Origin of the sequence: Pseudomonas sp. ABFPK, from assembly GCF_001586765.1 — a bacterium.
GTDB classification, from domain to species: Bacteria; Pseudomonadota; Gammaproteobacteria; order Pseudomonadales; family Pseudomonadaceae; genus Aquipseudomonas; species Aquipseudomonas asiatica.
The window spans coordinates 138,191-161,941 of record NZ_LQXW01000023.1 but is presented as its reverse complement, the minus strand read 5'-3'; the positions used below and the strand labels follow the sequence as shown (position 1 = coordinate 161,941).

General features: G+C 64.3%; 26 protein-coding genes. 15 read left to right on the top strand and 11 right to left on the bottom strand.

The window, feature by feature from the left end; all coding sequences use genetic code 11:
* Positions 1-235 precede the first annotated feature (235 nt).
* Both WM94_RS16015 and WM94_RS16010 read right to left on the bottom strand, forming a co-directional pair.
* Positions 236-1,276 carry an LLM class flavin-dependent oxidoreductase gene (locus WM94_RS16015; protein ID WP_054572566.1) on the bottom strand — a complete coding sequence of 347 codons (1,041 nt, stop codon included), beginning with the start codon at positions 1,274-1,276 and terminating at the stop codon, positions 236-238.
* Between the two features lie 75 nt (positions 1,277-1,351).
* Complete coding sequence (locus WM94_RS16010; RefSeq protein WP_003259250.1) at positions 1,352-1,837, bottom strand: flavin reductase family protein; 486 nt, start codon at positions 1,835-1,837, stop codon at positions 1,352-1,354.
* Positions 1,838-2,155: 318 nt separating this feature from the next.
* On the opposite strand from WM94_RS16010, the gene WM94_RS16005 reads away from it, so the two are divergent.
* Complete coding sequence (locus WM94_RS16005) at positions 2,156-3,562, top strand: cytosine permease (protein ID WP_015270727.1); 1,407 nt, start codon at positions 2,156-2,158, stop codon at positions 3,560-3,562.
* Positions 3,563-3,715: 153 nt separating this feature from the next.
* Here the strand turns inward: WM94_RS16005 and WM94_RS16000 are convergent, their stop codons facing one another.
* Positions 3,716-4,918, bottom strand: a complete 1,203-nt coding sequence (locus WM94_RS16000; RefSeq protein ID WP_061551657.1) for an NAD(P)/FAD-dependent oxidoreductase — start codon at positions 4,916-4,918, stop codon at positions 3,716-3,718.
* 258 nt (positions 4,919-5,176) lie between these two features.
* Here WM94_RS16000 and WM94_RS15995 point away from each other — a divergent pair, with 258 nt between their 5' ends.
* The gene (locus WM94_RS15995) at positions 5,177-5,716 is read left to right on the top strand and encodes an Rrf2 family transcriptional regulator (RefSeq protein ID WP_003259245.1); all 540 of its coding nucleotides are present in this window, start codon (positions 5,177-5,179) and stop codon (positions 5,714-5,716) included.
* A 118-nt stretch (positions 5,717-5,834) separates the two neighbouring features.
* Here WM94_RS15995 and WM94_RS15990 read toward each other — a convergent pair whose 3' ends face one another.
* Positions 5,835-6,746 carry an AraC family transcriptional regulator gene (locus WM94_RS15990; protein WP_061551656.1) on the bottom strand — a complete coding sequence of 304 codons (912 nt, stop codon included), beginning with the start codon at positions 6,744-6,746 and terminating at the stop codon, positions 5,835-5,837.
* A gap of 102 nt (positions 6,747-6,848) precedes the next feature.
* On the opposite strand from WM94_RS15990, the gene WM94_RS15985 reads away from it, so the two are divergent.
* From WM94_RS15985 to WM94_RS15965, 5 genes are all read left to right on the top strand, one after another.
* Positions 6,849-7,409, top strand: a complete 561-nt coding sequence (locus WM94_RS15985; protein ID WP_061551655.1) for a carboxymuconolactone decarboxylase family protein — start codon at positions 6,849-6,851, stop codon at positions 7,407-7,409.
* Positions 7,410-7,508: 99 nt separating this feature from the next.
* The gene (locus tag WM94_RS15980) at positions 7,509-8,573 is read left to right on the top strand and encodes an acyl-CoA dehydrogenase family protein (RefSeq protein WP_061551654.1); all 1,065 of its coding nucleotides are present in this window, start codon (positions 7,509-7,511) and stop codon (positions 8,571-8,573) included.
* Positions 8,570-9,391 (top strand): ABC transporter ATP-binding protein, encoded by an 822-nt coding sequence (locus tag WM94_RS15975; protein ID WP_061551653.1) that lies wholly within the window; start codon positions 8,570-8,572, stop codon positions 9,389-9,391. The genes WM94_RS15980 and WM94_RS15975 overlap by 4 nt, the downstream gene beginning before the upstream one ends.
* Complete coding sequence (locus WM94_RS15970; RefSeq protein ID WP_003259241.1) at positions 9,378-10,583, top strand: ABC transporter substrate-binding protein; 1,206 nt, start codon at positions 9,378-9,380, stop codon at positions 10,581-10,583. Before WM94_RS15975 ends, WM94_RS15970 begins: the two co-directional genes overlap by 14 nt.
* Positions 10,583-11,338 (top strand): ABC transporter permease, encoded by a 756-nt coding sequence (locus tag WM94_RS15965; RefSeq protein ID WP_061551652.1) that lies wholly within the window; start codon positions 10,583-10,585, stop codon positions 11,336-11,338. The genes WM94_RS15970 and WM94_RS15965 overlap by 1 nt, the downstream gene beginning before the upstream one ends.
* Positions 11,339-11,582: 244 nt before the next feature.
* Here the strand turns inward: WM94_RS15965 and WM94_RS15960 are convergent, their stop codons facing one another.
* Both WM94_RS15960 and argC read right to left on the bottom strand, forming a co-directional pair.
* Positions 11,583-12,269 carry a GNAT family N-acetyltransferase gene (locus WM94_RS15960; RefSeq protein WP_061551651.1) on the bottom strand — a complete coding sequence of 229 codons (687 nt, stop codon included), beginning with the start codon at positions 12,267-12,269 and terminating at the stop codon, positions 11,583-11,585.
* Positions 12,270-12,348: 79 nt separating this feature from the next.
* On the bottom strand, positions 12,349-13,290 hold the full coding sequence (gene argC / locus WM94_RS15955; RefSeq protein WP_013973018.1) for an N-acetyl-gamma-glutamyl-phosphate reductase: 942 nt from the start codon (positions 13,288-13,290) through the stop codon (positions 12,349-12,351).
* 108 nt (positions 13,291-13,398) lie between these two features.
* Here argC and WM94_RS15950 point away from each other — a divergent pair, with 108 nt between their 5' ends.
* Entirely contained in the window at positions 13,399-14,280 is an 882-nt protein-coding gene (locus WM94_RS15950) for a LysR family transcriptional regulator (RefSeq protein WP_061551650.1), read from the top strand.
* 167 nt (positions 14,281-14,447) lie between these two features.
* Here the strand turns inward: WM94_RS15950 and WM94_RS15945 are convergent, their stop codons facing one another.
* Together WM94_RS15945 and WM94_RS15940 are read right to left on the bottom strand one after the other, a co-directional pair.
* Complete coding sequence (locus WM94_RS15945; RefSeq protein WP_061551649.1) at positions 14,448-14,654, bottom strand: 4-oxalocrotonate tautomerase family protein; 207 nt, start codon at positions 14,652-14,654, stop codon at positions 14,448-14,450.
* A 17-nt stretch (positions 14,655-14,671) separates the two neighbouring features.
* Positions 14,672-15,406, bottom strand: a complete 735-nt coding sequence (locus WM94_RS15940; RefSeq protein WP_061551648.1) for an SDR family NAD(P)-dependent oxidoreductase — start codon at positions 15,404-15,406, stop codon at positions 14,672-14,674.
* A 124-nt stretch (positions 15,407-15,530) separates the two neighbouring features.
* Here WM94_RS15940 and WM94_RS15935 point away from each other — a divergent pair, with 124 nt between their 5' ends.
* Both WM94_RS15935 and WM94_RS15930 read left to right on the top strand, forming a co-directional pair.
* Positions 15,531-16,439 (top strand): LysR family transcriptional regulator, encoded by a 909-nt coding sequence (locus WM94_RS15935; protein ID WP_003259239.1) that lies wholly within the window; start codon positions 15,531-15,533, stop codon positions 16,437-16,439.
* 106 nt (positions 16,440-16,545) lie between these two features.
* Positions 16,546-16,818, top strand: a complete 273-nt coding sequence (locus tag WM94_RS15930; protein WP_013973013.1) for a hypothetical protein — start codon at positions 16,546-16,548, stop codon at positions 16,816-16,818.
* Positions 16,819-16,929: 111 nt separating this feature from the next.
* Here the strand turns inward: WM94_RS15930 and WM94_RS15925 are convergent, their stop codons facing one another.
* A complete protein-coding gene (locus tag WM94_RS15925; RefSeq protein ID WP_061551647.1) occupies positions 16,930-17,580 on the bottom strand; it encodes a TIGR04211 family SH3 domain-containing protein in 651 nt (216 codons plus the stop codon).
* A gap of 206 nt (positions 17,581-17,786) precedes the next feature.
* Between WM94_RS15925 and WM94_RS15920 the strand changes: the two genes are divergently transcribed.
* Positions 17,787-18,266 carry a VOC family protein gene (locus WM94_RS15920; RefSeq protein WP_015270715.1) on the top strand — a complete coding sequence of 160 codons (480 nt, stop codon included), beginning with the start codon at positions 17,787-17,789 and terminating at the stop codon, positions 18,264-18,266.
* A 66-nt stretch (positions 18,267-18,332) separates the two neighbouring features.
* Here WM94_RS15920 and WM94_RS15915 read toward each other — a convergent pair whose 3' ends face one another.
* Positions 18,333-20,081: a BCCT family transporter gene (locus WM94_RS15915; RefSeq protein ID WP_061551646.1), complete on the bottom strand. Its 1,749-nt coding sequence runs from the start codon at positions 20,079-20,081 to the stop codon at positions 18,333-18,335.
* A 316-nt stretch (positions 20,082-20,397) separates the two neighbouring features.
* Here WM94_RS15915 and WM94_RS15910 point away from each other — a divergent pair, with 316 nt between their 5' ends.
* The 4 genes from WM94_RS15910 (at position 20,398) to WM94_RS15895 (ending at position 22,571) form a co-directional block, all read left to right on the top strand.
* Positions 20,398-20,715, top strand: a complete 318-nt coding sequence (locus WM94_RS15910) for a hypothetical protein (protein WP_003259233.1) — start codon at positions 20,398-20,400, stop codon at positions 20,713-20,715.
* Positions 20,716-20,723: 8 nt separating this feature from the next.
* Complete coding sequence (locus WM94_RS15905) at positions 20,724-20,924, top strand: DUF1289 domain-containing protein (protein ID WP_061551645.1); 201 nt, start codon at positions 20,724-20,726, stop codon at positions 20,922-20,924.
* A 50-nt stretch (positions 20,925-20,974) separates the two neighbouring features.
* Positions 20,975-21,616, top strand: a complete 642-nt coding sequence (locus tag WM94_RS15900) for a LysE family translocator (RefSeq protein WP_061551644.1) — start codon at positions 20,975-20,977, stop codon at positions 21,614-21,616.
* A gap of 166 nt (positions 21,617-21,782) precedes the next feature.
* On the top strand, positions 21,783-22,571 hold the full coding sequence (locus WM94_RS15895) for an ABC transporter substrate-binding protein (protein ID WP_061551643.1): 789 nt from the start codon (positions 21,783-21,785) through the stop codon (positions 22,569-22,571).
* Between the two features lie 21 nt (positions 22,572-22,592).
* On the opposite strand, the gene WM94_RS15890 is transcribed toward WM94_RS15895, so the two are convergent.
* Positions 22,593-23,612: an XdhC family protein gene (locus WM94_RS15890; protein ID WP_061551642.1), complete on the bottom strand. Its 1,020-nt coding sequence runs from the start codon at positions 23,610-23,612 to the stop codon at positions 22,593-22,595.
* Positions 23,613-23,751: the final 139 nt, after the last annotated feature.

The window sequence follows — 23,751 nt, the reverse complement described above, 5'->3', positions numbered from 1 at the left end:
CGAAAGGCGCTGTGTATCGGGGTTTTTGTGGCGTTCTGTACCGGCCTCTTCGCGGGTGAACCCGCTCCCACAGGTACCCCACAGGGTTCATGTCTGCGCCATACCTGTGGGAGCGGGTTTACCCGCGAAGAGGCCGGTACAGGCAACGGATCAATCCCCCAAAAAAAGCCCGCTCACGCGGGCCGCAGGGCCCACGGGAGCGGGCGCGTCCCGCAATGTTTCAGGTAATGGGAAATCAGGCGAACGCCGGCACCACTTCCTTGATGAACAGCTCCAGCGATTTCTTCTTCTCGGCGTGGGGCAGGCTGTTGTCGCACCAGAAGCTGAACTCGTCGACGCCGAGTTCCTGGTAGTACTTGATACGCGCGATGATCTCTTCCGGCGTGCCGATCATGGTGTTCTTGCGGATGTTCTCCAGCTCGAACGCCGGCACTTCGGCGAACTTCGATTCCGGGCTCGGCTCTAGGAAGCCGTTGACCGGGGTGGTCTTGTTGCCGAACCAGGCATCGAAGGTGCGGTAGAAGCGCGAGATGGCCTGGGCGCCAACTTTCCAGCCTTCCGGCTCGGCCGGGCTGTGCACGTGGGTGTGGCGCAGCACCATCAGTTGCGGGCGTGGCACGCCCGGGTTGTTGTCCAGGGCGGCCTGGAACTTGTTCTTCAGGTCCAGCACTTCCTCGTCACCCTTCATCAGCGGGGTGACCATGACGTTGCAACCATTGGCCACGGCGAAGTTGTGCGAGTCGGGGTCGCGGGCGGCGATCCACATCGGCGGTACGGCGTTGTAGGGCTTCGGCACGCTGGTGGACGTGGGGAATTTGTACACTTCGCCGTCATGGGCGTAGTCGCCTTCCCACAGCTTGCGCACCACCGGCACCATTTCGCGCAGGGCCTTGCCGCCGTCGGTGGCCGGCATGCCACCTGCCATGCGGTCGAATTCGAACTGGTAGGCGCCACGGGCCAGGCCCACTTCCATGCGGCCCTTGCTGATCACGTCGAGCAGGGCGCATTCGCCCGCCACGCGGATCGGGTTCCAGAACGGCGCGATGATGGTGCCGGCGCCCAGGCGGATCTTGTCGGTGCGCGCAGCCAGGTAGGCCAGCAGCGGCATCGGGCTTGGCGAAATGGTGTATTCCATGGCGTGGTGTTCGCCGATCCACACGGTGCTGAAACCGCCGTGCTCGGCCATCAGGGTCAGTTCGGTCAGGTCTTCGAACAGCTGGCGGTGGCTGACCTGTTCATCCCAACGTTCCATGTGCACGAACAACGAAAATTTCATGGGGCTTTCCTCAACGCTTGAAAGGGGCTGGCGCCTGGCAGGGTTGGCGCCAGCGGTCTCGATTCAGAATAGGCTTCAGGCAAAGGCCGGCAGGCTGGCCATCTTGCCGCGGCAGTACACCATCGGCCGTGGCGCCTCTTCAGGGACGATCAGGTTGTGCACCTTGCCGACCATGATGGCGTGGTCGCCACCTTCGTATTCGCGCCACAGTTCGCATTCGATGACTGCGGTGGCACCGGCCAGGATCGGGTTGCCCAGTTCGCTCAGGGACCACTCGATGCCGCTGGCCTTGTCCTTGCCCTTCTTGGCGAACGCATAGGCCTCGGCCTGCTGTTCACCGGACAACAGATGAATGGCGAAGCGCTTCTGCCTGATCAGCACGGGGTAGGAGTCGGAGGTGTAGTTGGGGCAGAACAGCACCAGCGGCGGGTCCATCGACAGGGAGGAGAAGGCGCTGGCGGTCAGGCCGACGACCGAGCCATCGTCGTCCAGGGTGGTGATGACGGTAACGCCGGACGGGAAGGAGCCCAGGACATGCTTGTAGACGGTTGCGTCGATCATCTGGTGTACCTCTATAGGGCTGCGGTGGTCCGCGGTTTTTATCGTTGATGTGTCTGATGGTATACCGTAATACCTATTTTGCAAGCGGAATTTTCAAGCAGGGGTGTTGCGCGATGAACGGCTCAAGCCCGCGTATACCGTGGGCTTGAGCGGTGAGGCTGTTTGCCGCAGGGGTTGCGCGAGCGGATCAGTGGGCGTTTTTTCCTACGGATCAGTGTTGTCAAAAGTTTGGAATACCATAATATGGTCCGCAGCTGAGAGGCCGCCTAGATGCGGTTTCCTTACAAAGATAAAAACGACCTTTCGAGCTGAAATCCTATGTCCCAACCGTCGTCGCAACACCAGTTTGTCGAGAATCACACGGTCGATTACGTTCCACCTGCCGAGCGCCACGGGAAGGCGCGCGACCTGTTCACCCTCTGGTTCAGTACCAACATCGCGCCACTGCCCATCGTCACCGGCGCCATGGTGGTCCAGGTATTCCACCTGAACCTGTTATGGGGGCTGGTCGCCATCGTGCTGGGCCATCTGGTCGGGGGCGTGGTCATTGCCCTTGCCTCTGCGCAGGGACCGCAGCTGGGCATTCCGCAAATGGTGCAGAGCCGTGGCCAGTTCGGCCGCTACGGCGCCTTGCTGATCGTGTTCTTCACCGCGCTGATCTATGTCGGCTTCTTCATTTCCAACATCGTCCTGGCGGGCAAGACCATCCACGGCATCACCCCGAGCGTGCCGATGCCCGGCGCGATCGTGATCGGTGCGCTGAGTGCCACCGCCATTGGCGTGATCGGCTACCGTTTCATCCACATCCTCAACCGCATCGGTACCTGGGTGATGGGTTCGGCGCTACTGGCCGGCTTCATCATGATGTTCGCCCAGGAACTGCCGGCCGACTTCTTCAGCCGTGGCGCGTTCAACCTGTCGGGCTTCATCGCCACCGTGTCGCTGGGCACCATCTGGCAGATCAGCTTCTCGCCGTATACCTCCGACTATTCGCGCTACCTGCCGCGTGAAGTGGGCATTGCCAAGCCGTTCTGGGCCACCTACTTCGGCGCTACCCTGGGCACTATCCTGTGCTTCAGCTTTGGTGCGGTGGCGGTGCTTTGCGTGCCGGAAGGCACCGATGCAATGGATGCGGTCAAGCAGGCCACCGGCTGGCTGGGCCCGATCCTGATGGTGCTGTTCCTGCTCAACATCATCAGCCACAACGCCCTCAACCTGTATGGCGCGGTGCTGTCGATCGTCACCGCGATCCAGACCTTCGTCGCCGAGTGGACGCCGAGCATCAAGGTGCGGGTGGTGCTGGCTTCGGTGATTCTGGTGGGCTGCGGCCTGGTAGCGCTGAATGCCTCGGCGGACTTCATCGGCCAGTTCATCGGCCTGATCCTGGCACTGCTGCTGGTGCTGGTGCCGTGGGCGTCGATCAACCTGATCGACTTCTACCTGATCAAGAAGGGCCAGTACGACATCGCCTCGATCTTCAGTGCTGACGGCGGCATCTATGGCCGCTTCAACCACCACGCGATCATTGCCTATGCCTGCGGCATCCTGGTGCAGTTGCCGTTTGCCAACACGTCGCTGTATGTGGGGCCGTATTCCAATATCGTCGAAGGGGCTGATCTGTCGTGGCTGTTCGGCTTGCTGGTGACGGTGCCGCTGTATTACTGCCTGGCGACCCGGGGCAAGGCTGCCGAGAAGGCGGGGCGGGTTGTGAGTGTGAATGACTGATAGATTGGCGTTGCTGTAACAGGGGCTGCGTTGCAGCCCATTCGCAGCGCAAGGCTGCTCCTACAAAGCAATCGCATTGCATGTAGGAGCAGCCTTGCGTTGCGAATGGGCCGCAACGCGGCCCCAGTTATTTCAGCTCGCACCTCGCTGCGGTCAGACGATCGCGATCAGCGGGTCGGCAGCGGCCAGTGCCAGGGCGCGATCAGCCGCTGGCGGGTAGATCCACACCGAGTTGATCTGGCGCTTGAGGTCTTTGCCTTCCTGGCCGTGCAGCTTCAGTTCGCGCTCCCAACCCTCGCTGAACGTCGCGCCCCATTCGCCCAGGTCCAGGCAGGTGACGTACTTGGGCTGGCGGTACACCACCGGCTGCAGGCCGAGCAGGTCGGCCGCGGCGTTGTTGCCGGAGTGGCGGCCCATGGGGATGGCGTGCTGGCAGGTCATCAGGGCGTGGTTGCCCAGCTCGTCCACAGCGGCCCAGGCGGTGTCGCCCGTGGCGTAAACATGGTCCTGGCCGAGCACCTTCAGGTGGCCGTCCACTTTCAGCCGGCCGAAGTTGTCACGCTCGCCGGCAACCTGTGCGGTCAACGGGCTGGCCTTCACGCCAACGGTCCAGATCACGGTGTTGCTGGCGATATGGTCGCCGTTGTCCAGGGTAACGCCACCGGCATCGACAGCCACCACCGAGGCTCCGGCCTTCCACTCGACCCCGGCCTGTTCGCAGGCGGCGATGATCGACGGGGTGATACCGGCGCCCAGCGCCGCACCAACTTGCGCACCGCGGTCGACCACCACCACCCGCACCGCTGCACTGGCACCGAGGATGGCACGCAGGCGGGCAGGCATTTCCGTGGCGGTTTCAATACCCGTGAAGCCACCGCCACAGACCACCACAGTGTTGCGTGCAGGCGAAGCTGGCAGGGTGGCCAGACCGACCAGGTGCTGTTCCAGGCGCATGGCCGATTCCATCTGGTCGACATCGAATGCATGTTCGGCCAGGCCAGGCACTGCCGGGCGTGCGACCTGGCTGCCGGCGGCGAGGATCAGGCGGTCGTAGGCGATCTGTTGCCGGTGCCCGTGGGCGTCGGTGTAGCTGACGCTGCGCCCTTCGGTATCGATGCTGTCGGCGTTGCCCGGGATGAAATGAATGCCCACTGCTTCGAACAGCTCGCCCAGCGGGGCCTTCATGCCGTGCACGTCGGCCTCGTAGAAGCGCGGGCGGATGCGCAGTTCAGGCTGTGGAGCGAGGACGCTGACGTTGATGTCGGCGCGCTGGGCCTGATCGAGCAGGCGCGCAGCGCTCAGGGCGCTCCATACACCGGCAAAGCCGGCACCGATGATGAGGATGTTCGATTTCATGAAGATGCTCCGCAAGGTTCGAAAGGGGCTTCGAGGGCGGGTTGTGTGCCTCTCGAATAACTACGACTGTATTGATCGTAGTTAGTGCGTGCAAGTCTTTTTTCCCACATGCCGACACTCCGCATGACCATTTCACGGCTCGAATAGCTGTATTTACTGGGCTTAAGGCATAAACAAGGCCGACAGACGGCAGCTTTGCGCTTTGCGGTGCGGATGCTATAGGCGTATTATTTGCGACAAGATTGGTCGGAGATAGATATGTCGCTCTACAGTGCTGGCGTCGAATACGGTATCCATTGCCTGCTGTTCCTGGTGGACGAGCGGGGCGACTCGCGCGAGTCCAGCGTGCGCGACCTGGCGGAGTTGCAGGGTGTACCCCAGGAGTACCTGGCCAAGGTATTCACCAAGCTGGCCCGTGCCGGTCTGGTGGCCGCCACCGAGGGCGTGCGTGGCGGCTTCCGGCTGGCGCGGCCGTCGGATGAAATCACCGTGCTGGATATCGTCAATGCCATCGACGGGCCGAAGAAGATCTTCGACTGCCGCGAAGTTCGCGAGCGTTGCAGCCTGTTCGAGGGTTCGCCGCCGGGTTGGGCGACCGAGGGCACCTGCGCGATCCACGCGGTGATGCTGGGTGCGCAGAAGCGCATGGAAGAGGCCCTGGCGCAGCAGACCATCCTTGATCTGGCGCGGCGGTTCGGGCGCAAGGCGCCGGCCGAGTTCGGGCAGAAGGTCAATGCCTGGATGGGTGAGCGGCGGGAGGGCAAAGGGGCAGGGGATATTCCGGTCAGTCAGGTCTGAATCTGCTGCCTGCACCGGCCTCTTCGCGGGTAAACCCGCTCCCACAGGTACCTCACAAGTTCCAGAGATTCTGATATCCCTGTGGGAGCGGGTTCACCCGCGAAGAGGCCAGTGCAGGCTAACGCCCCTCATGCTGCCGCCGATACGCCCCCGGCTGCACCCCCACCGCCTTGGCAAACGCCCGGGTAAACGCCGCCACTGACTGATACCCCACCTGTGCCCCCACCTGCTCCACGGTATGCCCCGCCCGCAGCAACTGGCTTGCAAGGCGCATGCGCAGCGCCAGCAGTACTTGCCCCGGCGACTGTCCGGCCAGTTCATTGAAACGCTTGAAAAACGCCGACCGCGACAACCCGGTACAGGCGGCCATGCTTTCCAGCGTCCACGCTTGCCCCGGTTGCTCGATCAACTGCTCCAGCAAACCGGCAAACGCCGGTTGCCGGGCGAGGGCGACCAGCCCGCCCAGCGTCTGCCCGGCATGCACCTGCTGGCGTAGCACATACAGGAACAGCAAGTGCGTCAGCCGCTCCAGCAACGTCTGCGACGGCCCGGCGGCGCGCCGGCACTCCTCCAGGATCAGCTCGAACAACGCCCGCGCCGCATGCCCGGCCGGTTCATCGGCGCGCAGCAATATCCAGTCGGCCAGGCCGTCGACGATCAGCGCCGACAACCCCGGCCTGAAGTGGAAGAAACCACATACCAGGCCCACGCCATCGACCGCATCGGCGTCCATGTGCTGCATGTGCTGGCGTGGCTGGGCGCAGGCACTGGCCGGGTCCTGGTCGCTGGCCAGGCGATAGCCGAGGTCGCGCAGCAGGAACACCGCATCGCCCGCCTCCAGGCGCAGTGCCTCGGGCTGGCCATCGATGTGCAGCCAGCAATGCCCTTGCACCACCAGGTGGAAGCTGGCCCGGCCCATGCCTTCGGTGCTGGCGTGCCAGCCGCCGCAGTAGCGGCCCACATGGAACAGGCTGGCATCGAGCTCCAGGCCCTCTAATAACCAATCGACAAGGTGGCTGGACGAAATCATCTAATGCAAAGACTCAAGAGCAAGGAAAGGCGACTGATGAATATGGAGGGTAGTTCTTATAACCAACAGACTGTAGTGACACTCATCAAAGGAGACCACTCCATGTCCTCGCGCATTACTTTACACACGCTGCAGAGCGCCCCGGAAGCGGCCCGTCCGTTCCTCGAGAACGCCCAGAAGAATTCCGGCTTCATCCCCAACCTGCTGGGCGTACTGGCCAATGCCCCGGCTGCGCTGGAAACCTACGTGACCGTTTCGGCACTCAACGGCAAAGCCGAACTGAGCCTGGCCGAGCGTGAAGTGGTGCAGCTGATTGCCGCCACCCAGCATGGCTGCGACTTCTGCGTGGCCGGCCACACGGCCGTGGCCCTGAACAAGGCCAAGCTGCCGCAGGAGGTGGTCGATGCCCTGCGTGCCCGTGGCGAGCTGCCCGATGCCCGGTATGAAGCCCTGGCCGCGTTCGCCCGCGAAGTAATCGCCACCCGCGGCAATGTCAGCGAGGCCACTTACCAGGCCTTCCGCGCAGCCGGTTTCAGCGAAGGCAACGCCCTGGAGGTGATTCTGGGCGTGAGCCTCGCAACCCTGTGCAACTTTGCTAATGTGTTCGCCCAGACGCCGCTCAATGACGAGCTCGGCAAGTACCGCTGGCAACCTTCTGCATGATCTGCGTGTGACACCGGTCGTACCGCGATCGTTGTAGGAGCGGCCTTGTGCCGCGAATGGGCCGCCAGGCGGCCCCGGCGTTTTCAAAGGAGCAAGACCATGCAAGATTGTGCATTTCGACAATGGCTGGATGCCAATGCCGAGGCCATTGACCGGGGCCAATGCGAGCCGCAGCTGGTGCTGGCGCAAATCGCCGAATCGCAGCTGCTGCGCGTCGGTGTCGACCCGGCCCTGGGCGGCACGGGCGGGCAGGTGAGCGACGCGGTCGAGGCCATCGCCGCGATCGCCAGCCGCTCGCTGGCAGCGGCGTTCGTTTGCTGGGGCCAGCGCGCCTTCATCGAATACCTGTTGCACAGCCCCAACCAGCCCCTGCGCGAGCGCCTGCTGCCGCGCCTGCTGACTGGCGAACTGGCCGGCGCCACCGGGCTGTCCAACGCCATGAAGTTCCTGTCCGGCATCGAAGCGCTGCAGGTGCGTGGCCGCCCGCAAACCGATGGCTGGCAGCTGGAAGGGCGCCTGCACTGGGTGACCAACTTGCGCAAGAGCGGCTTCGTGGTGGCTGCGGCTATCGAAGATGAAGCCGGTGGTGCACCGTTCGTGCTGGCCATCCCGTCCGACGCACAGGGCCTGGAGCGTTCCGACGACCTGCAGCTGATGGGCCTGCAGTCAAGCAACACCGCAGCACTGGCCTTCCACCAGGTGCAATTGCAGCGTGGCTGGTTGCTGCACGAAAATGCCCGCGAGTTCCTGCCCCGGGTACGCCCGGCGTTCCTGGCGCTGCAGTGCGGCATGGCCATTGGCCTGGCGCGGCGGGCGCTGGCGGAAGTGCAGGCTCACCTGCATGGCCGTGCCTCGTTCCTCGACGAAGCACGTCAGGTGCTCAGCGAGCGCCTGGAAAACACCGTGAACGAGCTCAACCAGGGCCTGCTCGATGGCCGCTTCCAGCAGCAGCCGGCAGCCTTGTTCAAGCTGCGCATCACCCTGGCCGAAAGCGCTGCCGACGCCGTACAGCTGGAGTTGCAGGCCAGTGGTGGCAAGGCCTACCTCAGCGAGTACGGTGAAGGCTTTGCCCGCCGCTGGCGCGAGTCGGCCTTCGTGCCGATCGTCACGCCCAGCCTGGTGCAACTGCGCGCCGAACTGCAACGTCAGGCGGGCGCGGCATGAGCAATATGTTGCTCGAAGCCCGTGACATCAGCCTGGGCTACCCGCGCGAGGGTGGCTGGCAAGCGGTGCTGGCGCAGTTCGACCTGCAGCTGGCCCCCGGCGAAGTGGTGACCATCCTCGGCCCCAGCGGGGTCGGCAAGTCCAGCTTGCTGCGGGTGCTGGCGGGCCTGCAGCAGCCCCGCGGTGGCAGCGTGACCCTGCACGGCCAGCCGCTGCAGGGCCCGCACCCACGCCTGGCGGTGGCCTTCCAGGACCCGAGCCTGTTGCCCTGGTTGAGCCTGGAGAAGAACGTTGCCTTCGGCCTGGACTTCGCCCGCCAGCCAAAACTTGCCGCCGCCGAACGGCGCGCACGCATCGACCATGCGATTGCCGCCGTGGGCCTGGCCCATGCCCGTGGCCAGTACCCGGCGCAGTTGTCCGGCGGCATGGCCCAGCGCACCGCGCTGGCTCGCTGCCTGGCCCGCCAGCCCGAAGTGCTGTTGCTCGACGAGCCGTTCGGCGCGCTGGATGAAGTGACCCGGGCCGACATGCAGCAACTGCTGCTGCAACTGATCGCCACCCACAACACGGCGGCGGTGCTGATCACCCACGATATCGACGAAGCCCTGCTGCTGTCCGACCGGGTCCTGCTACTGGGCAACCACCCAGCGCACACCCTCGGCCAGTGGCACATCGACCTGCCGCAACCACGGACGCAGCGGGTCGAGGAACTGGGCGCCTTGCGCATCGAAATCCTCAAAACCCTTCGGCAGGCAAGCCGCACAGTCGAACCTACCCCAACCCCGTTGCCCTCGGAGGCTGTCCATGTGCATGGATGACTGCTGTTCCTCTTCTTCGCGTCGCGATTTCCTCAAGCTCGGCGCCATGCTCACGGCCGCCGGAGCACTGCCGTTGCTGTCGAGCCTGCAGGCCCGGGCCGCCGCCGAGCCGGACGCGCCGGTGCGTATTGGCTACCTGCCGATCACCGACGCCACGCCGCTGCTGGTGGCACACAACAACGGCCTGTTCGAGGCCGAAGGCATCAAGGCCGAGCGCCCGGTGCTGCTGCGCAGCTGGGCGCAGGTGATCGAGGCGTTCATCTCCGGCCAGGTCAACGTCATCCACCTGCTGTCGCCGATGACCGTATGGGCCCGCTACGCCAGCAAGGTGCCGGCCAAGGTGGTGGCCTGGAATCACGTGGGTGGTTCGGGCCTGACCGTGGCCCCGGACATCAGCGACATGAAACAGCTGGGCGGCAAGACCGTGGCCATCCCGTTCTGGTACTCGATCCACAACGTGGTGCTGCAACAGATGCTCGACGACAACGGCCTGACCCCGGTGTCGAAGCCGGCCAATGCGCCACTGGCCGGCAACGAAGTCAACCTGCTGGTGCTGCCGCCGTCCGACATGCCGCCTGCACTGGCCAGCAAGCGCATCGCTGGCTATATCGTCGCCGAGCCCTTCAACGCCCTGGCCGAGAACCTCAAGGTTGGCCGCGTGCAGCGCTTTACCGGCGATGTGTGGCGCAACCACGCCTGCTGCGTGGTGTTCATGCACGAGCACGACCTGAACAACCGCCCGGAGTGGTCGCAGAAGGTGGTCAACGCCATCGTCAAGGCCCAGCACTGGACCCGTGACCACCGCGCCGAGGCCGCCGCACTGTTGTCCAAGGCCGGCCCCAACAAGTACACCCCGCATGAACCAGCGGTGCTCGGCAAAGTGCTGGCCCCGGCCGCCGAGGACCGTGCCGGTTACATTGCCAGTGGCGCCATTCGCCACCAGCAGTGGGACGAAAAGCGCATCGATTTCCAGCCTTACCCGTTCCCCAGCTACACCGAAGAACTGGTCAAGCGCCTGAAAACCACCCTGATCGAGGGCGACAGCGCGTTCCTGGCCGGCCTTGACCCTGCACAGACCGCCCGCGACCTGGTCGACGACCGCTTCGTGCGCAACGCCATTGCTACCGTTGGCGGGCCGTCGGTGTTCGGCATCGCAGATAACTTCGAGCGTAGCGAGGAGTTCGCGGTCTGATGCGCACGCATGTCGTTCATGCCGCCCTGGGGCTGGCAGGGTTGCTGGGTCTGTTGCTGTTGTGGTGGGCCGGTGTCGCGCTGTTCGGCCAGGCCGATGGGCTGTCGGCGCGCTTTTCGCCGGCAGCGACCCTGGCCAGCCTGGTCGAGTTGCTGGGGCAGGGCGAGGTGTACGGGCATATCTGGGTCAGCCTCAAACGTATCCTGGTCGGGCTGCTGCTGGCGCTGCTGATCGGCGTGCCGCTGGGCTTGCTGGTGCGCAGCTACCGGCACCTGGAGGCGGCGACCACACCGGCGTTCCAGTTCCTGCGCATGATCTCGCCGCTGTCGTGGATGCCGGTGGTGGTGATGCTGATGGGCGTGGGGGACCAGCCTGTCTACTTTCTGCTGGCGTTTGCCGCATTGTGGCCGATCTTGTTGAACACGGCGGCCGGGGTAAGGCAGCTGGACCCGCGCTGGTTGCAGTTGAGCCGCAGTTTGAGTGCCACGCGCCGGGAAACTTTGTGCAAGGTGATCGTGCCGGGGGTGATCGGCCATGTGCTGACCGGCGTGCGCCTGGCCATCGGTATCCTGTGGATCGTGCTGGTGCCGTGCGAAATGCTCGGGGTCAGTGCGGGGCTGGGGTACTTCATTCTCGATACCCGCGACCGGTTGGCGTATTCCGAGCTGATGGCGATGGTACTGCTGATCGGGGTGCTGGGGTTTGTGCTGGATGCCCTGGCGCGTGGGCTGCATCGGCGCTGGGTGCATGGCTGACAGGCCAGTGTGGCTTCTTCGCGGGTAAACCCGCTCTCATAGAACTGCACATAACTCATTGAATTAGCGGGGACCCTGTGGGAGCGGCTTTAGCCGCGAACACCGGCGCAGCCGGTGCCATGCACCGCGTTGGATTCTTCGCGGCTAAAGCCGCTCCCACAGGGTACGAGGATCGCTTGCGAATTCAGTTATCTGTGCGACAGCGCAGCCCAAAGGGCTGGGCAATCTCCCACAGGTCCTTGGGTCAATGCACGGTCTTGCGCTGCCGTACACACTCCCGGGCCTGAGCGGTCAGTTCGTCCAGCCGCTCATCCCGCATCTGTTCCGCTTCGATCATCGCATCCTCACCCTGCTGGTTGAGCAGGTAGGTATGGATCTGCATCACTTCCGCCGTCTGGTAGATCGGCGCAATATCCAGTCGCCCGATCAGCGCGCCGCTAGCCCGCCCGGTACTGCTCATCAGTACCTGCGGCCCATTGGCGGCCACCACCTGCATGCCCATCGCCTCGAACCACGGTACCTGGCTGGCAAACGCATTCAGCTCGACGCAGGCATGGCGTGCCTGCAGGTCGCCCAGCAGGGCGCGGGCGATGCCTTGGCGTCGATGGCTGGCGCGCACGGCCAGGAACGCCAGGGCGCACGCCTGTTCATCGTCCTCGGCCGGCAGCGACAGGGCAAACCCCAGCAATTGGTCCGGCTCTTCGGCATCCAGCGCCAGGGTCAGCGTCACGGCCAGGCCGCGGGTGCCGTCCAGTGCTTGCAGGTACTGGTGCACCTCCATGCCGACGCCGTACTGGTACAGCGGGTACAGCGGGTTGTCGGCGCTGATGGCGACACTGCTCAGTTCGCCGACGTGGTGGATCACCAGTTCGCGGATCTGGTTCTGGAAAGATTCAGGCGGCACGCTGTCGAGGCGGCTCAGGATGAACATCGGGGGGCGGGCTCCGGCGGGTAGATGGACGGCTCGCGCCATGCGGGCGCGGGCTGTACAGTCTAACCGGTTTTGCCGATCAGCCTTGTACCTGCAATGCACCGAGCATCAGGTCGAGGTTTTGCACCGCCGCACCGGAGGCACCTTTGCCGAGGTTGTCGAACACTGCGGTCAGCAGCACCTGGCCATGCTCAGGGTTGGCGTAAAGCGCCAGGCGCAGGTCGTTGCTGTCGTTCAACGCCTCGGGGTCGAGGTTCGGCGCTGCGCCGTGCTGGTGCAGGGGCATCAGCTGGACGTGGCGGGCACCCTGGTAGTGCTGCTGCAGGCAGGCCTGCAGCTGTTCGGCACTGACCTGGCCGGGCAGCAGGCGCAACTGCAGCGGGATGCTCAGCACGATGCCCTGGCGGTAGGCACCGTAGCCGGGCATGAACATCGGCCGCGCCGACAGCCCGGCGTGCTGCTGGATTTCCGGCACGTGCTTGTGCGCCAGTTCCAGGCCGTACAGTTGCAGGGCCGGGGTTTTGCCGGCGGCGGGCTGTTCATGCCGTTCGACTGCGGCGCGGCCGCCACCGGAATAGCCGGAAATGGCGTGGATGTTCAGCGGGTAATCCGCTGGCAGCAGGCCGGCCTTGACCAGTGGGCGCAACAGGGCGATGGCGCCGGTGGGGTAGCAGCCGGGATTGCTGACGCGCTTGCTGTGCGCGATGCGCTCGGCTTGCTGCTCGTCGAGCTCCGGCAGGCCATAGACCCAGCCTGGGCTGGTGCGGTGCGCGGAGCTTGCGTCGATCACCCGTACCTGCGGGTTGTGGATCGCCGCCACGGCCTCGCGGGCGGCATCGTCGGGCAGGCACAGCAGGGCGATGTCGGCGCTGTTGATTGCCTCGCGGCGCCGTTGCGGGTCTTTGCGCTCGGCTTCGGGCAGGGTCAGCAGGCGCAGATCGCTGCGGCCTTGCAGACGGGCATGGATCTGCAGGCCGGTGGTGCCTTGGTCACCGTCGATGAAGACAACAGGGGTGTGCATGGTCAAAGTCCGGTCGGGGAGGGATGGCCTATGCTCGCTTGTGGCTCTGGTAAAGAAAATTTGAATATGATGATCGATATGTTCATCTTTTCTGAATGAGTTTGGCCCATGCGCGAAATCAGCCTCGATCGCCTCCGCACCCTGGTGGTCATCTCCGACCTGGGCTCCTTTGCCGAAGCCGCCCGCCAGCTCAACCTGGCACCGCCCACCATCAGCCTGCACGTGGCCGAGCTGGAGGCGCGCATCGGCGCCCCGTTGCTTACCCGCACCCGCGGCCAGGTGCGGCCCACGGTCATCGGCGAAACCCTGCTGGCCCGTGCCCGCCGCCTGCTGGCCGACGCCGACCTTGCGCTGGATGAAGTGCGCCGACAGGTCGAGGGCCTGACCGGCCGGGTGCGCCTGGGCGCTTCCACCGGTGCCATCGCCCACCTGCTGCCGCAAGCGCTGGAGCACTTGCGTACGGTGCACCCGGGGATCGATGTGCAGGTACAGGTGCTGACCTCCCAGGCCTCGTTGGCGCGCTTGCGCGAGGGCACGCTGGATATCGGCCTGGTGGCCTTGCCACAGGTGGCCGGTAAAGGGCTTGCGGTTACGCCCTGGCGGCGCGACCCGATCCTGGCCTACGTGCCGGCCGACTGGCAGCCACCGGCCAAGGTCACGCCGGCCTGGCTGGCGCAGCGGGCGTTGATCCTCAACGACAGCAGCACCCAGCTTTCGCGGGTGACCGGCGAGTGGTTCGCGGCAGCGGGGTTGTACCCTGAGCCGCGAATCGAGCTGAACTACAACGATGCGATCAAGAGCCTGGTCGGGGCCGGGTATAGGGCGACATTGCTGCCGCAGGAGGGGGAGTCGGCCGAGCTGGACCGGCGCATTGCCCGCCGGCCGCTGCGGCCGGGGTTGTGGCGGCAACTGGGCATTGCCTGCCGGGAAGGGCAGGTGGAGCGGGCCACGGGGTATGTGTTGCAGGCGTTGGAGCGGTTGCGCCAGTAGGGGCTGCTGTGCAGCCCAATCGCCGGCAAGCCCTTTGTAGGAGCAGCCTTGTCCTGTGAGGAGGCCGGTACTGACAATGCTTCTCCGTTGCCTGTACCGGCCTCTTCGCAGCACAAGGCTGCTCCTACAGGTCCCTGCCAAAGCAGCAATTCAGATGCAAGCTGGCTTCACCCTCGCTCTCGGGCCCGCACCGCAGTCACTGTCTCCCCGCCAACCCCCCAGTTATCGGTCGGCACCTCCTCGATCACCACAAAGGTACTGGCCGGCGGCTTGCCCAGCACCTGCTGCAGCATGCGGGTCGTCTGTTCGATCAACTGGCGCTTGTGCTCAGCACTGACGCCTTCATCGGTCACGCGAATATGGACATAAGGCATGGTTGCTCGCTCCTCTGTTAATGCCAGGTGCCAGCGGTGCTACCGCCATCCACCGGCAGGATCACGCCGCTGACGAAGCGTGAGTCGGCCAGGTACAACACTGCATCCACGACATCCTGTGGCAAGCCGGTGCGGCCACTGGGTGACAGCGCGCCCATGCCTTGTGTGTTGCCGCCATGCAGCGGTGTATCGATGATCCCCGGTGCCACCGCATTCACCTGCACGCCGCTGGCTGCCAGTTCAAGTGCCAGGCCTTTCACCGCCTGGTTCAGGCCACCCTTGACCAGTACCGGCAGCAGGGCCGGCACGCGGGTGTCCGGTTGCAAGGCGATGGAGGCGGTGATGGCGATGATCTGGCCATGCCCTTGCCTGGTCATGATCCGCGCCGCTTCCTGGGCCGGGTAGAAGAACCCCTTGAGGTTGGTGCCGACCAGGGCGTCGACATCCGCTTCGCTGTACTCGGCAAACGGCTTGGCAATGAAGATGCCGGCGTTGTTGATCAGCAGGTCGACCCCGCCAAAGGCTTGCTCGGCGCTGGCGAACAGGCGCTGGGCCGTGCCCGGCTCGGCGATGTCGCCAGCCACGCCGATGAAGCGCGATGGGTTGCCGAGGCGGGCGGCGGCTTGCTCAAGGCGGGCCTGGCTGCGGGCGTTGCCGACCACGTTGTCGCCGCGTTCGAGGAAGGCCTCGGCCAGGGCGAAACCCAGGCCGCTCGAGGCCCCGGTAATGATGACGGTGCGTGGCGTGTTCATGTGCATGATCTCCAGTGAAGTGAGCCATGGGCTCGGTGTGAAGCCACTGTAGGTTGCAATCAGCACTTGAAAAATGAGGCGCTGGGCATTTCAATCGATACATCATGTAATCAATCGAGCCGACATGACCCGCCATTTCGATGACCTGCAACTGGGCAGCCTGGAACTGTTCTGCCTGGCCGCCGACAGCGGCAGCTTCACCGCTGCGGCCACGGAAGCCGGCGTTACCCCGGCGGCGGTCAGCCGCAGCGTGGCGCGCCTGGAAGAGCGCCTGGGCGTGCGCTTGTTCGTCCGCACCACCCGGCAGATGCGCCTGTCCGCAGCCGGCCAGGCCTATTACCAGCAATGCCGGCAGGCATTGGGGCAGTTGGTGGAGGCCGAGCGCCAGGTCACGGGCGGGCAGGTCGAGCCGAGCGGTCGGCTGCGTATCAGTGCACCCACGCCCTATGCTCATCACCGGCTGTTGCCGCTGCTGCCTCGGTTTCGCCAGCGCTACCCCAAGGTGCAGGTGGATGTGCATGTCAGCAACCGCAACGTCGACTTTGCCGAGGAACCGTTCGACCTGGCCATTCGTGGCCGCGAGCCGGCCGATTCGCGGCTGGTGGCGCGTCGCCTGGAAGATGCCGAACTGGTGGTGGTGGCCACGCCGGGTTACCTGGCCCGTGCTGGCACGCCACGAACACCGCACGACTTGCTGCAACATGAGTGCATCCAGTTCGAACTGCCCAGCAGTGGCCGCCGCCCGCCGTGGAGCTTCCTTCAGGATGGCCAGCAGGTGGAGATCGAAACCCAGGGTGGGTTCACCTGCCTGGGCGACTTCCTCGCCACCGCCACGCTGGTGCGCCACGGCGGCGGGCTGATGCAGGCTTACCGCTTTACCGTGCAGGACGCACTGGCCAGTGGCGAACTGGTGGAAGTGCTCGCCGAGTTTGGCGGCACTTCGCGGCCGTTCATGCTGATCTACCCCCAGGCCCGGCACATGCCGCTGCGGGTGCGGGTGTTCATCGATTTCCTGTTTGCCGAGGGGGCATAGCCCCCGGGCTGAGCCGAGGCGCCGGGGCGTATGGCCGACTATGCTGTTTGCTGCGTCGAGCCAGTGTCATCTCGACGACCCTTCAGGTTTTCCAGGAGAACGCTCCATGAAATCCACTAAATGCATACCTTTGCTGGTGATTGCCTCGGTCCTCAGTTTTGCCGCACACGCAGACCCGGCGAGCAACTGTGCGGCCAAGATCAAGGAGCTTGAGGATTTCGAAAAGGCCAGTGGCCAGGCAATGCATGGCGGCATGGCCCATGACTTCAAAGTCCACTTGCAAAATGCCAAGGATGCTCAGAGCAAGGGCGATATGACTCAGTGTCAGGCCTCGGCGGACCAAGCCAAGACTATCTACAACAAGGCACGTAGCAAGTAAGCCCTTGCTGGCCTCTTCGCGGGTAAACCCGCTCCTACAGTGTCTCCAACAGGCTCAAGGCTGTGGGAGCGGGTTTACCCGCGAAGAGGCCAGCGCAGGCTGGCGCCGTCTTCAGAACCAGCGATCGTTCTTCCTGCGCCCACGGGTCAGAGCCGGCAGGATCAGCCCCGCCAGCAAGCCCGCGCCGGCAATGCTGCCGCCATACACCATGTAGCGCATCATCACCTGCTTGTTCTCGTCCCCCAGGCGGGCCTGGGTATCGCGCAGCTGCGACTGGCTCTGGTCGAGCTGTTCATTCAGCGCCTTGTTGCGTGCTTCAAGTTCGTCGATCAGCTTCTTGCGTGAATCGAGGGTTTCCTGCATGCCCTGTACGCGGTTCTTCCAGCTGTCGTCGATGTTCTTCAACTGCCCGGTCAGGTCCGCGACCTGGGCATCGAGCTGCGGCAGGCGCTCGCCCTGGCCTGGCACCGACTGCAGGTCGTTGCTGAGGATCCACACCACATCGCCGTTCTGCCCGCGCACCTGGCTGTAGTTGCCCTGGCTGCCGATCAGGGTCAGCTTCTGCCCGGACTTGAGCGTACCGACAATGCGGTGGCCATCGGTGGGGCCGCTGCGCACGTAGGTGCTCAGGCTGTCGCTGACCCAGCGTGCATCGCTGGCAGGCTCTTCGGCGTGCGCGGGTGCGGCAAGGGCCACCAGGGTGGCGATCAGGCCGCCGCGCAGGGCAGTGAGGGCGGAAGCAGTTGGGCGGGAATCGGGCATGTTGGGTCTTCGCTGAAACAGGACAAAAAGTAGGCCCGGTGACTGGGCCGATGAACCGGTCGGTGGGTTGACCGTCAGCGAAAGACCGTTTTTTTGTCAGCAGGTTCACTACCTGATGTCGGAAATGTCTGCAGGATGTTGCAGGACTTCAACCGGCGACTGTGAGACTAGACTCAAAGGCTCACACCCATTCTTGGAACAAGACCATGACAGCCAAGAACACAATCTGCCTCTGGTACGACAACGACGCCGAGGAGGCCGCGAATTTTTACGCCAGCGTCTTCCCTGACACGACAGTGATAGCGGTGCATCAGGCACCTGCTGATTATCCATCCGGGAAACAGGGTGACGTGATTACCGTGGAGTTCAGCGTCATGGGTATTCCCTGCGTGGGGCTCAACGGAGGCAAGGCCTTCACGCATTGCGAGGCGTTTTCATTCCAGGTCAGCACCGAGGACCAGGCCGAGACCGACCGCTTGTGGGATGCCATTGTCGGCAACGGCGGGGAGGCCAGTGTCTGCGGCTGGTGCAAGGATAAATGGGGGATTTCGTGGCAGATCACCCCGCGCATCCTCATCGAAGCCATCGGCCACCCCGACCGGGCGGCGGCCAAGCGGGCGTTTGATGCCATGATGCAGATGGGCAAGATCGATGTGGCCAGGATAGAGGCGGCGTTGAAGGGCTGATCACGGCAGTGAAGGCATCTTGATCGGGGGCTGCGCAGCAGCCCCCGATTCCACAAACTTGCCAGGTCAGTTGCCGGTCACTTCGGCCTCTGCCGACGCCGGCTTGGTCGAAGTCTTCTTCTCCTGCACCACGATGTAGAACTCTTCGCCATGTTTCACCGCGCCATACAACACGGCCTTCTCGATCAGTTCGTTGCCGCGCAGGTGGCGCAGCATCATCGGGTCCTTGCGCAGGTCGCGGTACAGCGCCAGGCACAGCAGCACCATCACCACCACGAACGGCAGGGCCACGACGATGGTCAGGTTCTGCAGGCCGGTCAGTGCCTCGCCGGGGTCGCGCGGGTCGCCGATTGCCAGCATGATCGCCGCCACCGTACCGGTCAGCGCACCCCAGAAGATCACCGTACGTCGCGATGGCGTGGTGGTGCCGTGTTCCGAGAGCGTGCCCATTACCAGCGAGGCCGCGTCGGCACCGGAGACGAAGAATATGCCTACCAGAACCATCACCAGCACTGATGTCGCCGAGGCCAGCGGGTAGCTGTCCAGCAACTGGTACAGCGCGTGGTTGCTGTTGACCGCACCATTGGCCAGCTGGAAGGCGCCTTCACGCAGTGCGTCGATACCCGCGCCGCCAAAGACGGTGAACCACACCAGGCTGACCAGGCTCGGTACCAGCAGCACCCCGGTAACGAACTGGCGGATGGTGCGGCCGCGGCTGATGCGGGCGATGAACATGCCTACGAACGGCGTCCAGGAAATCCACCAGGCCCAGTAGAACACGGTCCAGCCGGCCAGCCAGTTGTTCATCTGTTCACCGCCGCTGGCGTTGGTACGGGCCATCATTTCCGGCAGCATCTTGACGTAGATGCCGATCGAGGTTGGCAGCAGGTTGAGCATCAGCAGGGTCGGGCCGACCATGAACACGAACACCGCCAGCACCAGCGCCAGCACCATGTTGGTGTTGGACAGCCACTGGATGCCCTTGCCGATGCCCGACACCGCCGAGGTAACGAAGGCAATGGTCAGCAGGGTGATGATCGAGATGTAGAACAGCTTGCCGGGGCTTTCGATCCAGCCGTTGTATTCCAGGCCGCCGGCAATCTGCAGCGCGCCCAGGCCCAGCGAGGCCGCCGAGCCGAACAGCGTGGCGAAGATCGCCATCATGTCGATCAGGCGGCCGAGCGGGCCGTTGGCATGCTTGCCGATCAACGGCCGGAAGGCGGCGGAAATCAGCTGCGAGCGGCCGCGGCGGAAGGTGCCATAGGCAATCACCAGGCCGACGATGGCGTACATGGCCCAGGGGTGCAGGGTCCAGTGGAACAACGTTGTGGCCATGGCCACCTGCATCGCTTCGCTGGACTGCCCGGTGGCCGTCCCGGGCGGTGGCGATACATAGTGCGACAGCGGTTCGGCAACGCCGAAGAACATCAGGCCAATGCCCATGCCGGCGCTGAACATCATCGCCACCCACGACACCGTGCGGAATTCTGGCTGTTCGCCATCACGGCCCAGCGGGACCCGACCGTACCGGCTGGCGGCGAGCCACAGCACGAACACCACGAACAGCGTGGAGGTAAGCACGAAGAACCAGCCGAAGTTGAGAATGACCCAGGATTGCGCGCTGGAGGCGCTGCTGGCGAGGCTTGCCTGGTTGAGGAAGCCCCAGAGGACGAAAGCGATGGCCAGGAGGCTGGTGAAACCAAAGACGATCCAGTCGAGCTTGCCCTCGAAACGCCGGTCCTGGCGTGCTTCCGCGGTTTTCGAGGGATCCGTCACGCCAAGGTCGAGCGTTTCGGTGATGTGTTCCTTTGCCATGAATGATGAGGCCCCTTTCTGGCTTACCGGCTGGTGCAGGCTTGTAGTTTTGTGTGGGCTACCGAGTTCGATGACTGCCTCGGCGGGGAGATTGCTGGCGGGATTATCCTGCGCACTAAACGGCGGCTCCTGTCCCGATAACGCCCCGGGGCGTCCATTACGCGACCTGCCAAATACTTTTAGTTCTGGGGGCGATGGCCCTTTCTGCCTCGGGTTCTGGTACCCTGTGGGCATTACCCAGGCCTGCACATCCGGGCATCGTAGAAGCGCTGCCGCTTGTGGGCCTGGCCGTACCAGGAAACGGAGATTCGTCCAGATGGCCACTGACCGTGTGAGCCTGATTCATTTCGATAAATTGAGCATGAGCCCTGCCGCTGCCGATCGGTTCCAGAAAGCCCTCGACGCGCTGGAAGCGCTCAAGCTGCAGGACCGTTACGTGTATCTCATCGCTCCTTATCTGGGTGATATCGCTGACGCCTCCGACCGCGAGCAACTGGCGACCGCCCTGGAACAGGGCTTGCGCGTGGTCGACGAGCTGCTGGCTGCCAGGTCGGTCACCAAGGTCAAGGCCGAAGAAGTACGCCAGGTGTTCCACGCTGCCGCCGAGCGCGCGCAGGCTGAAATGCCCGGCTGAGTGGCGGCATGGCCAAAGACATCAACAACCCCTGCGTCTCGCTGTGCCAGCTCAATAGCGAGCTGTGCGTGAGCTGCGGGCGCAGCCGTGACGAAATTCGTAAATGGCGGGGCATGAAGCGCCCCGAGAAGATGGCCACCGTGCAGCGGGCGGCAACGCGGATGAAGGCTATCGCCAAGAAGGCGGCCAAGCGGCAGAATGGCGACTGAACCTGCGCACCCTGTGCGCAATTTTTCCTGATTGTCTGACGAGCCTGAAAATGGATTCTCACTCGCTGTTTGCCTTTACCTTGGTCGCTGCCATCGCGATCGCCAGCCCCGGCCCTCCCACCCTGATGGCCATCAACAACAGCCTTGCCCATGGCCAGCGCAGCGCGATCTGGTCGTCGCTGGGCAATGGCTCGGGCCTGTTCTGCCTGTCGGCAGCCGCCATGCTGGGGCTGGGCGCGCTGCTGGCCAGTTCCGAAATGCTGTTCAACGCCGTGAAGATCCTGGGGGCGGGCTACCTGTTCTATTTGGGGGCGCGGCAATTGCTGAAAAAGAGCCCGATGCTGGCGCAGGGCGACGCAGAGGGTGTGGCCAAGGTTCGGCCCACGCCGCTGAAGCTATACAAGTCGGCCTTCCTCACGGCAGTGACCAACCCCAAGGCGACCATGTTCTTCACCGCGCTGTTCCCGCAGTTCATCGACCAGGGGGCGGCGCTGTTGCCGCAGTTCCTGATCCTGACCGGGATATTCGTAGCGTTGTCGCTGGTTTCGCTGAGCCTGTATGCCGCACTGGCGGCGCGGGCCAAGGGCGTGCTGACCCGGCCGTCCCTGTCGCGCTGGGTGAGCCGGGTGGTGGGCACTACCTTTATCGGTTTTGGCGCGGCAATCCTGGCGATGCGCCGGCAGGGGGCCTGAAGTAAGGGGGGCGCTCCATCTGGCCGATAAAAGGCCAACCTTATGGCCATACATGGTCCAGACTGTCTGCAGCACGCACAGATGGGTGCTGCAGTCGACCACAGGAAGTGGCAACCATTGGCCACCGCTCCGGGTCTGCGGATGTCACATGTGCCGAGGGTTGTCGATGATCGAGCGCTGCTTTCGCCACGCCTTGCTGCTGTTGCCGTGCCTGCTGCTGCCGCTGGCGGCGGTAGCGCATGAGGAATGCCGGCGGCTGACTGCCACCGGCAACCCGGAATACCCCCCCTACCTGTGGCGCGACCCGCAAAACCCCCAGCAACTGATCGGTGCCAATGCCGACCTGCTCAAGTACCTGGGCAAACAACTGGGGCTGGAAATCGAGGTGGTCTACGGCGGGCCGTGGTCGCGCGCCCAGGAAGAAGTGCGCACGGGCCGGATCGACCTGATGGCCGGGTACTTCCTGACCAAGACCCGTCAGCAGCAGATGGACTTCATTACCCCCGCATTCCTGTATACCCCAAGTGTTATCTGGGTGCGCCAGGACAATACCTTTGCCTACCAGCAATGGGCCGACCTGAAGGGCCGCAAAGGCGGCACGCTGGTCAACAATAGCCACGGCCAGCAGTTCGACGACTACGCCAGAACCAACCTCACCCTCGAAGCGGTACCCGGTGCCAGGCAGGCATTCGAGAAGTTGATGCACAAGCGCAGCGATTACGTGGTGTACGAGCAGTATCCCGGCTTGGCGCTGGCACGCACCTTGGGGATTGCCGACAATTTACAGGTGCTGGAACCACCGGTATCCAGCGAAGGGCTGTACCTGGCGCTTTCGCATGACTCGCCCTGCAATCAGCCGAAGCTGCGTGAGGCACTGACAAGGGCGATGGAAAAGATCGTTGCCGGGGCGTTGCCGGAGCAACTGGTGCAGCAAAACCTGGAGCGTTGGCAATAAATAGCAGCCTGGCATGCGCTCCTACAGGGCTCGGGCCAGCTGCTCGGCTTCCTTGGCCCGGGTCACGCTGACTGCGCCGGGCAGGGTGACATCGTTCTTCGCCGCGAGGATCTCGGCCATGACGCTGACGGCAATCTCGGCCGGGGTCTTGCTACCGATATAAATGCCGATAGGGCCGTGCAGGCGCTGCAACGACGCTTCGCTTTCGCCAAAGTGTTCGATCAGGCGCTCGCGGCGCAGCTGGCTGTTGCGCCGTGAGCCGATGGCACCGATATAGAACGCCGGGCTGTGCAGCGCTTCGAGCAGGGCCAGGTCGTCCAGCTTGGGGTCGTGGCTGACAGCGACGATGGCGCTGCGCAGGTCCGGGGCGAAGGCGCGGACGACGTCGTCCGGCATGCCGGCAAGGTGGTTGACGCCGGCAACGTTCCAGCCTGCCGTGTACTCGGGGCGCGGGTCGCACAGTGAAACGCTGAAGCCATTGAACAGGGCCATGGTCGCCAGGTATTCGGCGAGCGCGCCGGCACCGATCAGCAGCAGGCGGTAGCCGGGGCCAAGGGTACTGAGCATGTGCCGGCCATCGAAGCTGAACAGTTCGGGCGTGGTGGTGGCGCTGAGGCTGGCTTCACCGCTGCGCAGGTCGAGCCCACGCCGTACCAGGCTGCCGCCGTCGAGGCCGGCGAGCAATTGTTCGAGGTGTGGCAGCGACGGGGCGAATTCCAGCACCAGTTCGAGGGTGCCGCCACAGGGCAGGCCGAAGCGGTGGGCCTCGTCGGCACTGACGCCATAGCGCACCACCTGGGGCAGGCCGCTGGGCATGCCGGGGCCGCCGTAGGCACCGGTGTAGCGGTGAATGAGGTCGTCCTCGATGCAGCCGCCAGAGACACTGCCGACCACACGGCCGTCGCTGCGCAGGGCCATCATCGAGCCCACCGGGCGGGGGGAGGAACCCCAGGTGCGGGCGACCGTGGCGAGCAGGGTGCGGTGGCCGGCGGCGAGCCAGTCTCGGGTGGTGCGCAGGACCAGCAGGTCGATGCTTTCCATGGGTACTCCGGTAAAGCCTGGTGTTCAAGGGTGGCTGTACCGGCCTCTTCGCGGGTGAACCCGCTCCCACAGGTACTGCACAGGTCTTAGGGGTGGTGCAAATCCTGTGGGAGCGGGTTCACCCGCGAAAAGGCCGGTA

Excerpts from the sequence above, each read along its gene's own strand:
- WM94_RS16015 (WP_054572566.1), bottom strand. The coding sequence starts at position 1,276 with ATGAAATTTTCGTTGTTCGTGCACATGGAACGTTGGGATGAACAGGTC.
- WM94_RS16010 (WP_003259250.1), bottom strand. The coding sequence starts at position 1,837 with ATGATCGACGCAACCGTCTACAAGCATGTCCTGGGCTCCTTCCCGTCC.
- WM94_RS16005 (WP_015270727.1), top strand. The coding sequence starts at position 2,156 with ATGTCCCAACCGTCGTCGCAACACCAGTTTGTCGAGAATCACACGGTC.
- WM94_RS16000 (WP_061551657.1), bottom strand. The coding sequence starts at position 4,918 with ATGAAATCGAACATCCTCATCATCGGTGCCGGCTTTGCCGGTGTATGG.
- WM94_RS15995 (WP_003259245.1), top strand. The coding sequence starts at position 5,177 with ATGTCGCTCTACAGTGCTGGCGTCGAATACGGTATCCATTGCCTGCTG.
- WM94_RS15990 (WP_061551656.1), bottom strand. The coding sequence starts at position 6,746 with ATGATTTCGTCCAGCCACCTTGTCGATTGGTTATTAGAGGGCCTGGAG.
- WM94_RS15985 (WP_061551655.1), top strand. The coding sequence starts at position 6,849 with ATGTCCTCGCGCATTACTTTACACACGCTGCAGAGCGCCCCGGAAGCG.
- WM94_RS15980 (WP_061551654.1), top strand. The coding sequence starts at position 7,509 with ATGCAAGATTGTGCATTTCGACAATGGCTGGATGCCAATGCCGAGGCC.
- WM94_RS15975 (WP_061551653.1), top strand. The coding sequence starts at position 8,570 with ATGAGCAATATGTTGCTCGAAGCCCGTGACATCAGCCTGGGCTACCCG.
- WM94_RS15970 (WP_003259241.1), top strand. The coding sequence starts at position 9,378 with ATGTGCATGGATGACTGCTGTTCCTCTTCTTCGCGTCGCGATTTCCTC.
- WM94_RS15965 (WP_061551652.1), top strand. The coding sequence starts at position 10,583 with ATGCGCACGCATGTCGTTCATGCCGCCCTGGGGCTGGCAGGGTTGCTG.
- WM94_RS15960 (WP_061551651.1), bottom strand. The coding sequence starts at position 12,269 with ATGTTCATCCTGAGCCGCCTCGACAGCGTGCCGCCTGAATCTTTCCAG.
- argC (WP_013973018.1), bottom strand. The coding sequence starts at position 13,290 with ATGCACACCCCTGTTGTCTTCATCGACGGTGACCAAGGCACCACCGGC.
- WM94_RS15950 (WP_061551650.1), top strand. The coding sequence starts at position 13,399 with ATGCGCGAAATCAGCCTCGATCGCCTCCGCACCCTGGTGGTCATCTCC.
- WM94_RS15945 (WP_061551649.1), bottom strand. The coding sequence starts at position 14,654 with ATGCCTTATGTCCATATTCGCGTGACCGATGAAGGCGTCAGTGCTGAG.
- WM94_RS15940 (WP_061551648.1), bottom strand. The coding sequence starts at position 15,406 with ATGAACACGCCACGCACCGTCATCATTACCGGGGCCTCGAGCGGCCTG.
- WM94_RS15935 (WP_003259239.1), top strand. The coding sequence starts at position 15,531 with ATGACCCGCCATTTCGATGACCTGCAACTGGGCAGCCTGGAACTGTTC.
- WM94_RS15930 (WP_013973013.1), top strand. The coding sequence starts at position 16,546 with ATGAAATCCACTAAATGCATACCTTTGCTGGTGATTGCCTCGGTCCTC.
- WM94_RS15925 (WP_061551647.1), bottom strand. The coding sequence starts at position 17,580 with ATGCCCGATTCCCGCCCAACTGCTTCCGCCCTCACTGCCCTGCGCGGC.
- WM94_RS15920 (WP_015270715.1), top strand. The coding sequence starts at position 17,787 with ATGACAGCCAAGAACACAATCTGCCTCTGGTACGACAACGACGCCGAG.
- WM94_RS15915 (WP_061551646.1), bottom strand. The coding sequence starts at position 20,081 with ATGGCAAAGGAACACATCACCGAAACGCTCGACCTTGGCGTGACGGAT.
- WM94_RS15910 (WP_003259233.1), top strand. The coding sequence starts at position 20,398 with ATGGCCACTGACCGTGTGAGCCTGATTCATTTCGATAAATTGAGCATG.
- WM94_RS15905 (WP_061551645.1), top strand. The coding sequence starts at position 20,724 with ATGGCCAAAGACATCAACAACCCCTGCGTCTCGCTGTGCCAGCTCAAT.
- WM94_RS15900 (WP_061551644.1), top strand. The coding sequence starts at position 20,975 with ATGGATTCTCACTCGCTGTTTGCCTTTACCTTGGTCGCTGCCATCGCG.
- WM94_RS15895 (WP_061551643.1), top strand. The coding sequence starts at position 21,783 with ATGATCGAGCGCTGCTTTCGCCACGCCTTGCTGCTGTTGCCGTGCCTG.
- WM94_RS15890 (WP_061551642.1), bottom strand. The coding sequence starts at position 23,612 with ATGGAAAGCATCGACCTGCTGGTCCTGCGCACCACCCGAGACTGGCTC.